12 protein-coding genes, 1 tRNA gene and 1 other RNA gene are annotated in these 11889 nt (G+C 66.1%); 3 read left to right on the forward strand and 11 right to left on the reverse strand.

The features are described 5' to 3' along the window. On the forward strand, window positions 1–739 hold a 739-nt coding region (locus M529_RS44710), incomplete at its 5' end, for a pseudouridine synthase (protein WP_021319748.1). Further along, the gene (gene rsmD / locus M529_RS44715; RefSeq protein WP_021319749.1) at window positions 736–1275 is read left to right on the forward strand and encodes a 16S rRNA (guanine(966)-N(2))-methyltransferase RsmD; all 540 of its coding nucleotides are present in this window, start codon (window positions 736–738) and stop codon (window positions 1273–1275) included. The genes M529_RS44710 and rsmD, both read left to right, overlap by 4 nt. Window positions 1276–1322: 47 nt before the next feature. Here rsmD and M529_RS44720 read toward each other — a convergent pair whose 3' ends face one another. After that, a complete protein-coding gene (locus M529_RS44720; protein WP_021319750.1) occupies window positions 1323–1694 on the reverse strand; it encodes a hypothetical protein in 372 nt (123 codons plus the stop codon). Window positions 1695–1831: 137 nt separating this feature from the next. After that, complete coding sequence (locus M529_RS0125145) at window positions 1832–2227, reverse strand: GFA family protein (protein ID WP_031295574.1); 396 nt, start codon at window positions 2225–2227, stop codon at window positions 1832–1834. 101 nt (window positions 2228–2328) lie between these two features. On the opposite strand from M529_RS0125145, the gene M529_RS44725 reads away from it, so the two are divergent. Continuing rightward, a complete protein-coding gene (locus M529_RS44725; RefSeq protein WP_021319752.1) occupies window positions 2329–4605 on the forward strand; it encodes an ATP-dependent helicase in 2277 nt (758 codons plus the stop codon). Between the two features lie 29 nt (window positions 4606–4634). On the opposite strand, the gene M529_RS44730 is transcribed toward M529_RS44725, so the two are convergent. The 9 genes from M529_RS44730 to M529_RS44765 all read right to left on the reverse strand — a co-directional run bounded on the left by M529_RS44730 (window position 4635) and on the right by M529_RS44765 (window position 11868). Beyond that, window positions 4635–4711: transfer RNA gene (locus M529_RS44730), tRNA-His, on the reverse strand. Window positions 4712–4999: 288 nt separating this feature from the next. Further along, entirely contained in the window at window positions 5000–5272 is a 273-nt protein-coding gene (locus M529_RS44735) for an HU family DNA-binding protein (RefSeq protein WP_021319753.1), read from the reverse strand. A 180-nt stretch (window positions 5273–5452) separates the two neighbouring features. After that, on the reverse strand, window positions 5453–7849 hold the full coding sequence (gene lon, locus M529_RS44740; protein ID WP_031295577.1) for an endopeptidase La: 2397 nt from the start codon (window positions 7847–7849) through the stop codon (window positions 5453–5455). A 133-nt stretch (window positions 7850–7982) separates the two neighbouring features. Beyond that, window positions 7983–8306: a YbaB/EbfC family nucleoid-associated protein gene (locus tag M529_RS44745; RefSeq protein ID WP_021319755.1), complete on the reverse strand. Its 324-nt coding sequence runs from the start codon at window positions 8304–8306 to the stop codon at window positions 7983–7985. Continuing rightward, window positions 8303–9907, reverse strand: coding sequence for a DNA polymerase III subunit gamma/tau (locus M529_RS44750; RefSeq protein ID WP_021319756.1), 1605 nt, complete (start codon window positions 9905–9907; stop codon window positions 8303–8305). The genes M529_RS44745 and M529_RS44750 overlap by 4 nt, the downstream gene beginning before the upstream one ends. Window positions 9908–9963: 56 nt before the next feature. After that, on the reverse strand, window positions 9964–10320 hold the full coding sequence (locus tag M529_RS44755) for a DUF1428 domain-containing protein (RefSeq protein WP_021319757.1): 357 nt from the start codon (window positions 10318–10320) through the stop codon (window positions 9964–9966). Window positions 10321–10400: 80 nt separating this feature from the next. After that, window positions 10401–10497: signal recognition particle sRNA small type (gene ffs / locus M529_RS48705), an RNA gene on the reverse strand. 46 nt (window positions 10498–10543) lie between these two features. After that, window positions 10544–11473, reverse strand: a complete 930-nt coding sequence (blaSGM, locus tag M529_RS44760; RefSeq protein WP_051184106.1) for an SGM family class A beta-lactamase — start codon at window positions 11471–11473, stop codon at window positions 10544–10546. A gap of 56 nt (window positions 11474–11529) precedes the next feature. Further along, complete coding sequence (locus tag M529_RS44765) at window positions 11530–11868, reverse strand: 2Fe-2S iron-sulfur cluster-binding protein (RefSeq protein WP_021319759.1); 339 nt, start codon at window positions 11866–11868, stop codon at window positions 11530–11532. Between the last annotated feature and the right edge of the window lie 21 nt (window positions 11869–11889).

The raw sequence follows: 11889 nt of genomic DNA on the forward strand, positions 1-11889 counted from the left end.
CGCCGCCAGCGGCAAGGGCGAGCCGCAGCGCATCGCCAAGCTGTTGGCCCGCGCTGGCGTCGCGTCCCGCCGGGAGATCGAGCGCATGATCGAGGGCGGCCGGATCGCGCTGAACGGCGAGGCCGTGACCACGCCCGCGACCTTGCTGCCGTCGCTTCATGGCGTCACCGTGGATGGTGTGCCCGTCAGCCAGCCGGCGCCCACCCGCCTGTTCCTGTTCCACAAGCCTTCGGGCTTCCTCACCACGGAGCGTGATCCGGCGGGACGGCCGACGATATACGACCGGCTGCCGGCGGACCTGCCGCGCGTGATGCCGATCGGCCGGCTCGACATGACGACCGAAGGGCTGCTGCTGCTGACCACCGACGGCGAATTCAAGCGGCAGATGGAGCTGCCTGCGACCGGCGTCCCCCGCACTTACCGTGCCCGCGCCTTCGGCGAGGTCAGCCAGGCGCAGCTGGAGGATCTGTTCGACGGGCTGGAGATAGACGGCATCCGCTACGGGCGGATCGATGCCAATCTGGAACGCCGCACCGGCCGCAACCAATGGATCGAGATGACCCTGACCGAAGGCAAGAACCGGGAGGTCCGCCGCGTGCTCGAGCATCTGGGGTTGAAGGTCAACCGGCTGATCCGCACCAGCTATGGTCCCTTCCAGCTCGGCGAACTGGCCGAAGGCGCGGTCGAGGAGGTGCGGCAGCATGACCTGATCGTGTTCAGGAAGGGACTGAAGGCGTGAGGATCATCGCCGGGCAATGGCGCGGACGTCCGCTGGTGGCGCCGAAAGGCGATGCCACCCGCCCGACCGGCGATCGTACGCGGGAAACGCTGTTTTCGATGCTTCTGAGCCGCGTCGGCTCGTTCGAGGGACTCGCCGTCGGGGATTTCTTCGCAGGCTCCGGCGCGCTCGGCTTCGAGGCGCTCTCGCGCGGAGCGGCAAGCTGCCTCTTCGTCGAGCAGGATCGCGCCGCGATCGACACGATCCGCGCCAATGGGGACAAGCTCGGCGTCCGTCCGGATGTTCACCAGACCAGCGTGCTCTCGCTCGGCCCCGCCGCCCAGCCGCTGGACCTGATCTTCATGGACCCGCCCTATGGGACCGGCGCGGGAGCCGTTGCGCTCGACAAGCTATCGCGCCTCGGCTGGACCGGCCCGGCAAGCTGGATCAGCATCGAAACCGATCGACGCGAAGATGTTGCAGTCAAGGGCTTCGCGATCGACACGGTGCGCGATGTGGGCAAGGCACGCCTCACGCTGCTGCGCGCCGAAGCCTAGACGACCCGGGGAGGCGGGACGCGCCTCCCCGGGTCATAGTCAGGCAATCAGCCGCGACGCTTGACCTTCCGCGCCTCGCTCGGATTGATGCAGCTGTCCTGCACCGTCCGGCTGCACAACGGATAGTCTTTCATTTCGGTCGGCGGCGGCGTCATATTGCCGCCCAACTGCACCGGGTTGGCGGCAGAGCCGACCGGTGCCGACGGGTCGCGCGGCACACCTGCCGGCGCGGGCTCCATACCGGCAGTGGGAGGCACGGCTCCCGTCGGTTGCCCGGCATTGGGATCGGCCTGGGGAGCAGGCGGGGTTGCGGGCTGCGCCCCCATATCTGGTGTGGTGGGGGCCGGAGTGGTCTGAGCGATCGCTGCTCCGGCGCCGAGTGCCAGCAACGCCGCGCTGGCCAGCATCATGCATTTCATCGGGACATCCTTTCTTGTTCTCACCCCGTTCTGCCGCATGGGCGAGCGAGAAAACCTGCGGCCCGCCGCCGCCGTTCCTCGCCGCCGCGACGAACCGTTGTTCTGGCACCGCGAACGGAGGGCAAGAAAAGCCCGACTCAATCGGCCGGATAGCGGGCGAACTTCGGCAGGTCGTGGATCTGCTCGATCCAGGGTGCTGATTCCGCGAACTGAACATGGATGGCCGGCGGGAACTGGGCCTGATCGTCCAGCGTCGCGGTCTGGATATCGATCATGCCCGGAAAGATCGCCGGATTTGTATAAAACAGCCCGGTCCCGCACTTCCCGCAGAAATGCCGCGTGGCATTCTCGGACGACTGGTAGGCGACCGGTTCGCCCTGCACCTCGACCATGTCATGCGCAAACAATGCCCAGCCCACCATCGGCGCCCCCGCGCTCCGGCGGCAATCCTCGCAATGACACAAAGCGCTATAGGCGGGTTCCCCATGTATCGAATAGCGAATGGCGCCGCATTGGCATCGACCCGTGGCCATGGCTTCCTCCTTGCATGATTCGCCTTTTGTTCTCATAGAGTGGAGCGAACCGCAAGCGCCTTGCCCTTGCTCCCCCGTCACCCCATCCCTAGTTGAAGTCCATGACCCTGCCCACACCTTCGCCCGACGATCCGCCCTATCTGCGCGGTCTCAATCCGCCGCAGCGGGAAGCGGTGCTGACGACCGAAGGCCCGGTGCTGGTGCTGGCCGGCGCGGGCACGGGCAAGACGGCAGCGCTCACGGCCCGGCTGGCCCATCTGATCGCGACCCGCCGGGCATGGCCGTCGGAAATCCTGGCAGTCACCTTCACCAACAAGGCCGCGCGCGAGATGCGCGAGCGCGTCGGCCGGATGATCGGCGACGCGGTGGAGGGAATGCCCTGGCTCGGCACCTTCCACGCCATCGCCGCCAAGATGCTTCGCCGCCATGCGGAGCTTGTCGGCCTCCAGTCCAATTTCACGATCCTCGACACCGACGACCAGCTGCGCCTGATGAAGCAGCTCATCCAGGCCGAGGGCATCGACGAGAAGCGCTGGCCCGCCCGCCAGCTCGGCGGCGTGATCGACCAGTGGAAGAACAAGGGGCTGACGCCGGAGGAGATCGGCGCGGGCGAGAGCGAGGGATATGCGAACGGCAAGGGGCAGAAGCTCTATGCCGCCTACCAGGCCCGACTGCGCGAAGTGAATGCCTGTGATTTCGGAGACTTGCTCCTGCATGTTCTGACCATATTGAAGCGGCACAGGGACGTGCTGGAACAGTATCAGCAGCGCTTCAAATATATCATGGTGGACGAATATCAGGACACCAATAGCAGCCAGTATCTCTGGCTCCGGCTGCTCGCGCAGCAGCGCAAGAACATCTGCTGCGTCGGCGACGACGACCAGTCCATCTATAGCTGGCGCGGCGCGGAGGTGGCGAACATCCTGCGCTTCGAAAAGGATTTCCCCGGCGCCAGGATCGTGCGGCTGGAACAGAATTACCGCTCCACCCCCCATATCCTGGGCGCCGCGTCCGGGGTGATCGCGGAGAACGGCAACCGCCTGGGCAAGACGCTCTGGACCGACATCGACGTGGGCGAGAAGGTGCGCGTCATCGGCGTGTGGGATGGGCCGGAGGAGGCACGCCGCGTCGGCGAGGAGATCGAGGCGATCGAGCGCGGCGGCGGATCGCTGGACGAGGTCGCGATCCTGGTTCGCGCCCAGCACCAGACCCGAGAGTTCGAGGACCGCTTCATCCAGATCGGCCTGCCCTACCGCATCGTCGGCGGCTTCCGCTTCTACGAGCGCGCGGAAATCCGCGATGCGCTCGCCTATCTGCGGCTCGTCAACCAGCCCTCCGACGACCTCGCCTTCGAACGGATCGTCAACGTGCCCAAGCGGGGCCTGGGCGACAAGGCGGTGGAAAAGCTGCACCGCCTCGCCCGCGCGGAGGGCGTGCCGCTGACGCTGGCGGCGGCGCGCATCCTCGACACCGACGAGCTGACGCCGCAGGCGCGCCGGGCGCTGGGCGCCTTCATCGGCGATCTCGCCCGCTGGCGCGACCGCGCAGCGCAGCTGCCCCATGCCGAACTCGCGCGGCAGATTCTGGACGAGAGCGGCTATACCGCGACGCTCCAGGCCGAGCGCACCGCGGAGAGTGCGGGCCGCCTGGAGAACCTGTCCGAGCTGGCGCGCGCGATGGAGGAATATGAGACGCTGGGCGCCTTCCTCGAACATGTCAGCCTGGTCATGGACAATGAGGCGCAGCAGGACGAGCGCAAGGTCACGATCATGACCATCCACGCCGCCAAGGGGCTGGAGTTCGACACTGTCTTCCTCGCTGGCTGGGAGGAAGGGCTCTTCCCCTCGCAGCGGGCGCTGGACGAAGGCGGGCTCAACAGCCTGGAGGAGGAACGCCGGCTCGCCTATGTCGCGATCACCCGAGCGCGCAAACGCTGCATCATCCTGCACGCCGCCAACCGCCGCATCTACGGCCAGTGGACCAGTTCCATCCCCTCGCGCTTCGTCGGCGAGCTGCCGGGCGAGCATGTGGAGGCGGAAAGCAGCATGGCGGGCGGCGCCTCGCTCTGGCGCGCCAACTGGTCGGAACGGGCCGATCCCTTCGCCGATGTCGCGCGCGGCACCGGCCGCGGGCCTGGCTGGCAGCGTGCGCAATCGTCGGGCCAGTTCAGCCGCGAACCCGTGCGTATCGTCGAAGCGCGCGCCTCTGCCGTGTCGCTCGGCAACAAGGGCCGCAGCGACATGGCCGTGGGCCTGCGCGTCTTCCACCAAAAGTTCGGCTACGGCACCGTCGCGGAGATCGAGGGCAACAAGCTGGAAATCGATTTCGAGACGGCCGGGCGCAAGCGGGTGATGGACAGCTTCGTCTCACCCGCCTGACCATGCAAAAACAGCGCTTTGGGAAGAAATGGGGCGACCGATGGGATCCGAACCCACGACCTCTGGTACCACAAACCAGCGCTCTAACCGACTGAGCTACGATCGCCACAGGGCCGTTTGGCCCGTAAGAGAAGGGGCACATATGCGCCCGATCCGGCCGCGTCAAGCCGCCTTTCTCGGTCCTCGGGCGAAAGCCGGAACTCTCTTCGCCCTGACCGGCGGGTCAAATAGAAAGGGGACGGAAGCGCTCGCCTCCATCCCCTTTCACCTTCGGCATTCCTGCGCGGCATGGCCGCATCGGCCTGTTGCTGCGCTACTCTCCTAAACCTTTCGGCCGCGACGCCGGACATTCGAGGAGCCAGGCGTCCCCCAAGGGGTACGCCCCTGCTCGCTCTTAGTTGACCGAGTCCTTCAGACCCTTGCCGGCCTTGAACTTGGGCTGGCTGGACGCCTTGATGGTCATGGTCTCGCCGGTGCGCGGATTACGGCCGGTCGAAGCCTTGCGCTGAGAAACGGAGAAAGTGCCGAAGCCTACGAGGCGCACTTCGTCGCCCTTTTTCAGCGCGCCGGTGATCGCGTCGAAAACGCCCTCTACCGCCTTGGTTGCGTCGCTCTTGCTGAGGCCGCTGCTTTCGGCAACCGCGCTGATCAGATCCTGCTTGTTCATGCCTTGGGAACCCCCTTTTAGCTATATGATGACTAGGAATCGCGGCTAGGCGGGCCAATAAGGCGCAGCTTCCCAGCGCTGTCAAAGGGAAAGCGACGAAGTCCCCGTTACAATCGGGATTAAGCCGCAAAATCTGCGAAATCACCGGGAAATAGGGGCCGTTCGCCGCTTGACGGCCGCTCAGTGCCGCAATGTGGCGTCGCCGTCCCGCCCGGGCGCCGGATTCGGCTGGGCGGCCAGATCGTCTTCCTCCGTCCAGGCGATCGCTTCCGGCGTACCGGCCAGGGCACGCGCCAGCACCTCGTCGACATGGGCCACGGGCACGATCTCAAGTCCTTCGCGGATGTTGGCGGGAATCTCGGCCAGGTCCTTCTCGTTCTCGGCCGGGATCAGCACGGTCTTGATGCCGCCGCGCAATGCCGCCAGCAGTTTCTCCTTGAGGCCGCCGATCGGCAGCACCCGTCCGCGCAGCGTCACCTCGCCGGTCATCGCGATGTCCTTGCGGACCGGGATGCCGGTCAGCGTGCTGACGATGCTCGTCACCATGCCGATGCCGGCAGACGGCCCGTCCTTGGGCACCGCGCCTTCGGGCAGGTGGATATGGATGTCCTTACGGTTGAACAGGCTGGGCTTGATGCCGTATCCCGGCGAGCGCGCCTTCACATAGGAGAAGGCCGCCTGCACGGACTCGGTCATCACCTCGCCCAGCTTGCCGGTGGTCCTGATGGCGCCCTTGCCGGGCACCGTGACCGCCTCGATCGTCAGCAGCTCGCCGCCGACCTCGGTCCAGGCAAGGCCCGTGACGGCGCCGATCTGATTCTCCTCTTCGCCCACGCCATGGCGGAACTTCCGCACGCCGGCATAGTCCGCCAGATTTTCCGGCGTGATGGTCACCTTGTCATAGGCGCCTTCCAGGATCTTGCGCAGCGCCTTGCGCGCGAGGCGCGCCACCTCACGCTCCAGGGTGCGGACGCCGGCCTCGCGCGTGTAATAGCGGATGAGGTCGCGGATGGCCGTTTCGGTCACCTCGAACTCGCCTTCCTTCAGGCCGTGGGCGTCGATCTGCTTGGGCACCAGATGGCGCTGGGCGATCTCCACCTTCTCGTCCTCGGTATAGCCCTCCAGCCGGATGATCTCCATGCGATCCAGCAGCGGCTGCGGCAGGTTCAGCGAGTTGGCGGTCGTCACGAACATGACATCCGACAGGTCGACATCGATCTCCAGATAATGGTCCTGGAACTTGCTGTTCTGCTCCGGGTCCAGCACCTCCAGCAGGGCGGAGGCAGGATCGCCACGGAAGTCCTGGCCCAGCTTGTCGATCTCGTCCAGCAGGAACAGCGGGTTCATCGTCCCCGCCTTCTTGAGGTTGGTGACGATCTTGCCCGGCAGCGACCCGATATAGGTCCGGCGATGGCCGCGGATCTCCGCCTCGTCGCGCACGCCGCCCAGCGACTGGCGCACGAACTCGCGTCCGGTCGCCTTCGCGATGCTGCGGCCGAGAGAGGTCTTGCCCACGCCCGGCGGGCCGACGAGACACAGGATCGGCCCCTTCAGCTTGTTGGTGCGCGCCTGCACGGCCAGATATTCGATGATCCGGTCCTTGACCTTCTCCAGCGCGAAATGATCCTCGTCCAGGATCGCCTGCGCCTTCTTGAGGTCGGTCTTGACCTTGCCCTTCTTGCCCCAGGGGAGCCCCAGCAGCACGTCGAGATAATTGCGCACCACCGTCGCTTCGGCCGACATGGGCTGCATGGCCTTCAGCTTCTTCAGCTCGGCCGTGGCCTTGGCGCGCGCTTCCTTGCTCAGCTTGGCCTTGGCGATCTTTTCGGTGAGTTCGGCGAGTTCGTCACCCTCTTCGCCCTCGCCATTGCCCAGCTCGCGCTGGATCGCCTTCAGTTGTTCGTTCAGATAATATTCGCGCTGGGTCTTCTCCATCTGGCGCTTCACGCGCCCGCGGATCTTCTTCTCGACCTGCAGAACGCCCAGTTCGCCCTCCATGAAGGCGAAGACCATCTCCAGCCGCTTGACCGGATCGGCCTCGACCAGCAGCGATTGCTTGTCGGCGACCTTGACGTTGATGTTCGCGGCGACCGCGTCGGCCAGGCGCCCGGCGTCCTCAATCTCGCGCAGTTGCACCGGCGTCTCCGCCGGCAGCTTCTTGTTGAGCTTGGCGTAATTCTCGAACTGCTCGGCAACCGACCGCATCAGCGCCGCAGCCTCCGGTCCCTCCGCCTCGGCTTCCTCCACGGACACGACTTCGGCGGTCAGATGGCCCTCGGCGGCAAGAATATCGACCAGCTGGGCGCGATGCTTGCCTTCCACCAGCACGCGGACCGTGCCGTCGGGCAGCTTCAGCAGTTGAAGCACCACGGCGACGACGCCGGTGTCGTACAGCGCATCGCGGCCCGGATCGTCCTCGGCGGGGTCGAGCTGGGACACCAGGAAGATTTCCTTGCTGCCCTCCATCGCCGCCTCGAGCGCCGAGACGCTCTTGTCGCGACCGACGAACAACGGAACGATCATCTGCGGGAAGACGACGATGTCACGCAGCGGCAAAAGAGGATATTGCGTAGTCATTCACACTCCGGGGCCGCATCCGCGGCCCTAAACTCAGGTTAGCCGTCTTTATGGTGACGACCGTCCAGCCGATCAATCGCACCGTCATAATATCGCAACGATGAACGGCGGCTTATCCGCCACATGGTCCGTTTCAGAAAGGCAGCTTGAAACCGGGGGGCAGCGGCAGGCCGCTGGTCATCTTGGCCATTTCGGCGGAGCTGGTCTCGTCAGCCTTTTTGCGCGCGTCGTTGAAGGCGGCCGTGATCAAATCCTCCAGCATCTGCTTCTCCGAAGGCGCGAGCAGACTTTCGTCGATCTGGACCCCCAGGATGCGCCCCTTTGCGGAGGCACGGACCTTCACCAGGCCGCCGCCAGCGGCGCCCTCCACCTCGATCTTATCGAGATTCTCCTGCGCCCGCTGCAGTTCCTCCTGCACGCGATTCGCCATGCCGAGTATTTCGTTCAGGTCCTTCATCTTTCTGCACTCCATGGTTCGAGCCGGTCGTCCAGCTCGGCATCGGGGAAGGCGGCCAATGCCGCCTTGACCACCGGGGTTTCGCGTATCGCCGCGCGCGTGTCAGCGGCTTTTCGTTGTTCCTGTTCCAGCAATGTCGGGTTGGCGGGGCCGTCGACCTGCGCCACCCGCCAGGCTACGCCGGTCACCTCACGCAAAGCCGGCGTGATACGCGCGGCGAAATCGGACGGCAGCGAAGGGGTCGGCCGATAATCCAGCTCGGGTGGAGCGTAGCGAACCAGGCCGATACAGTCGTGCATCTCCTGCGCGAGCTGCCCCTTTCCCCGCTGCCAGAAGGCCTCGATGAGATCCTCGAAGGTCGCGGGCAAGCGGGCTTCGGGGCCGGACGGCGGCGTCGCGGGGGCCTCCACGGCCCCAGCCGCCGGCACGCCCCCACGCAGGAGCTGCGCGATCTCGCCCGGATCGGGCATGGTCGCGGCGTGCATCACGCGCAGCAGCGCCATTTCACAGGTTTCAATCGGCAGCACCGCGCTGGCCACCTCGTCATGCCCCTTGAGGAGAAGCTGCCAGAGCCTGTGCAGCGGCGCGAATCCGATCTGCGCCGCCCAGTCGGCAATCGCCTCGCGCTCCTCCGCCGACTGGCCGGGGCTGGCAATGTCGCGCCCCGCCTTCACCAGGGTCACGGCGTGAACCAGCTCCAACAGGCCGCGCATCAGCGCCAGCGGCTCCACGCCCAGCGCATATTGATCGCGCACCGCCGCGAGCAGTGGCCCCGTTTCGCCCTCCAGCAGCAGGCCGAGCAGGCGGCGGACCGATCCACGATCAGACAGGCCCAGCATTTCCCGCACCTGCGCGGCGGTGACGAGCGGGGCGCCCTCCCCCATTTCCGCATGGGCGATCGCTTGATCGAGGATCGAGAGGCCGTCGCGCGCCGATCCCTCGGCGGCCTGCGCGATCAGGGACAGCGCATCGGGCTCCGCAGCAACATGCTCCGCCGCAACCACATGGGCGAAATGCGCGGCCAGCATTTCCGCTGGGATGCGGCGCAGGTCGAACCGCTGGCAGCGGGAAAGCACCGTCACGGGCACCTTGTTCACCTCGGTCGTGGCGAACAGGAACTTCACATGCGCCGGTGGCTCTTCCAGCGTCTTCAAGAGCGCGTTGAAGGCGTTCTTCGACAGCATGTGGACTTCGTCGATGATGTAGACCTTGTAACGCGCCGAAACCGCCGCATAGCGCACCGCCTCGATGATCTCGCGCACGTCGTCGACGCCGGTGTGGCTGGCGGCGTCCATCTCGATCACGTCGATATGGCGTCCTTCGGCGATGGCGACGCACGGCTCGCAGACGCCGCAGGGATCGATCGTCGGGCCGCCCTGTCCGTCCGGGCCGATGCAGTTCAGCGCCTTCGCGATCAGGCGCGCGGTGGATGTCTTGCCCACGCCGCGCACGCCGGTCATCAGGAAGGCGTGCGCCAGCCGCCCGCGCCGGATGGCATTGCCCAGCGTCTGGACCATCGCATCCTGTCCGATCAGCTCGCGGAAATTACGCGGCCGGTATTTGCGCGCGAGCACGCGATAGGGCTGGGGGGAATCGGACATCGGATCAATCTAGCGGGTGAAGGCGGGCCTGTCGAAGCCGCATCAAGGGGAAACCATCATTCCCGCCCCGCCACGCAGATCGGCGCGAAGCAGCCAAGGATCAGGCGACGGGCGTCGAACGGTATCTCTCCCATGACGTCGAGGACGCCGTCCTCGTGCATCCGCGCCTCGGCCGCCTCCAGGCTTTGCTTGTCGGGCCAGACCTGCCAGGCGAACACGATCTTCTCGCCCGGCTTTGCCGCGACGGCGCGGCGGAAGTCGGTTTCCTTCCCCTCCGGAACGAAATCCTCCCAGGATTCGACAACCTCCAGGCAGCCATAGCGGCGGAAGATATCCGCCCCCCTTTCCGCCCATGTGCGATAGGCGTCCATCTTTTCCTCGGGCACGGGAATGACCAGTCCTGCGACATACATGGCTGGGGCTCCTCGGATCGGATGTCCGGGCGATTCTACAGCAGATGAGCAGAAGGTCCAACGGCCGCGCGAAGCGGCGGAAAGGTGAGAGCCGGACGACCCGCGACGAAATCGTTGTGGCTGCTTCCGTCAGGACCTGACCAGATTGGCGACGGCCACGTCCGCCCGACTCCCGGCGGGGCATATGGCGAAAGAGGCGAGGGATGGCAAGAGGTCGCGCGCTTCAGTCCAGCCCGCTCCTCTGCGCCTTGCTCACGAAATCCAGCGCCGCGCGGGCAGCTTCGGCGATCGCCGCCTCGGACGCCTTCTGGTCAACCGTGGGCCGATCCAGATAGACCGCCAGGATATATTCGTCCCCCTTGGGCGACTTGACCAGCGCCACGTCATTATAGGCGTTGCCGCACGTTCCGGTCTTGCTGCCCGATGTCCAGCCTTCGGGCAGGCCCGCCTTGATCCGCTTGTCGCCGGTGGTGTTGGCATTGAGCCAGCCCCGCAGCCGCTCGGCGCTTTCGGGCTTCATGTCGCGGAACAGCAGCCGCGCCATCAGGCCCGCCATCGCCGCGGGGGTGGTCGTGTCGCGCGGGTCGCCCTCGGCATTCTCGTTGAGCGTCGGCTCGTTGCGGTCGAGGCGGGTGACCTTGTCGCCATAGGCACGGAAGAAGGCGGTCAGCCCCTGCGGCCCTCCCAGCATCGGCAGCAGCAGGTTGGCGGCACTGTTGTCGCTCACCTCCACCGCCGCCTCGGCCAGTTCGGCCATCGACATCCGGCCGCGCTTGCGGTTCTGCTTCACCACCGGGGCGTAATCGAGAATGTCGTTCTTTGTGAAGGGGATCTGCCCCTCCAGCCCGAACTTGCCGGCGTCGGCGCCCATCAGCACGGCGGCCGCCAGCGGCGCCTTGAAGGTCGAGCACATGGCGAAACGGTCGTCACGGTTGAACCCCAGGATCAGAGCACCCTCCTTGTCGACCAGCGCGACGCCCAGGCGCCCGCCCGTTTCCTGCTCGATATCCTTGGGGTTTCGGACCGACGCCATCACCGACTGCGGCACAAGATAGCGCGGCGGCGGGGGCAGTAGCGAGGGTAATCGCGGCGCTTCTTCCTCCTGCTTCTCCTTCGCAGGCGTTTTCTTGGGCTGCGCACTGGTGGAGGGCATGGCGGCAAGCAGGCAGGCTGCGATTGCGGCGAGACAAGCGGCTGGCTTCATCGGCGTCATCGCACCCCCTGCATATTGTAGGATTCGCCCGGCATGCGCACGGTCAGGCTGTCCAGCGCCGCATCGAGCACGATCTGGCAGGACAGGCGGCTGGTGCGGGTCGCGGCGGCGGCTAGGTCCAGCATGTCCTCCTCCTCCTCGCTTGCCCGGGGCAATTTCGGGAAATCGGCGGCGTCGACGATGACGTGGCAGGTGGAGCAGGCCATCTGCCCCTCACATGTGCCCTCCAGCGGCTGTCCGGCGGCCTGCGCGACCTCCAGCAGCACCGATCCGGCCGGCGCATCCACTTCCTGCAGTTGCTGCCCGTCCGCGCTGATGAAGACGACCCTTGTCATGACCCTTGCGACGCTCCCTCT

Source organism: Sphingobium ummariense RL-3, from assembly GCF_000447205.1.
Taxonomy (GTDB): domain Bacteria; phylum Pseudomonadota; class Alphaproteobacteria; order Sphingomonadales; family Sphingomonadaceae; genus Sphingobium; species Sphingobium ummariense.

What these genes read in the sequence shown, in the direction of transcription:
- M529_RS44720 (WP_021319750.1), bottom strand. Translation starts at nt 1,694, where the DNA reads ATGAAATGCATGATGCTGGCCAGCGCGGCGTTGCTGGCACTCGGCGCC.
- M529_RS0125145 (WP_031295574.1), bottom strand. Translation starts at nt 2,227, where the DNA reads ATGGCCACGGGTCGATGCCAATGCGGCGCCATTCGCTATTCGATACAT.
- M529_RS44725 (WP_021319752.1), top strand. Translation starts at nt 2,329, where the DNA reads ATGACCCTGCCCACACCTTCGCCCGACGATCCGCCCTATCTGCGCGGT.
- M529_RS44735 (WP_021319753.1), bottom strand. Translation starts at nt 5,272, where the DNA reads ATGAACAAGCAGGATCTGATCAGCGCGGTTGCCGAAAGCAGCGGCCTC.
- lon (WP_031295577.1), bottom strand. Translation starts at nt 7,849, where the DNA reads ATGACTACGCAATATCCTCTTTTGCCGCTGCGTGACATCGTCGTCTTC.
- M529_RS44745 (WP_021319755.1), bottom strand. Translation starts at nt 8,306, where the DNA reads ATGAAGGACCTGAACGAAATACTCGGCATGGCGAATCGCGTGCAGGAG.
- M529_RS44750 (WP_021319756.1), bottom strand. Translation starts at nt 9,907, where the DNA reads ATGTCCGATTCCCCCCAGCCCTATCGCGTGCTCGCGCGCAAATACCGG.
- M529_RS44755 (WP_021319757.1), bottom strand. Translation starts at nt 10,320, where the DNA reads ATGTATGTCGCAGGACTGGTCATTCCCGTGCCCGAGGAAAAGATGGAC.
- blaSGM (WP_051184106.1), bottom strand. Translation starts at nt 11,473, where the DNA reads ATGCCCTCCACCAGTGCGCAGCCCAAGAAAACGCCTGCGAAGGAGAAG.
- M529_RS44765 (WP_021319759.1), bottom strand. Translation starts at nt 11,868, where the DNA reads ATGACAAGGGTCGTCTTCATCAGCGCGGACGGGCAGCAACTGCAGGAA.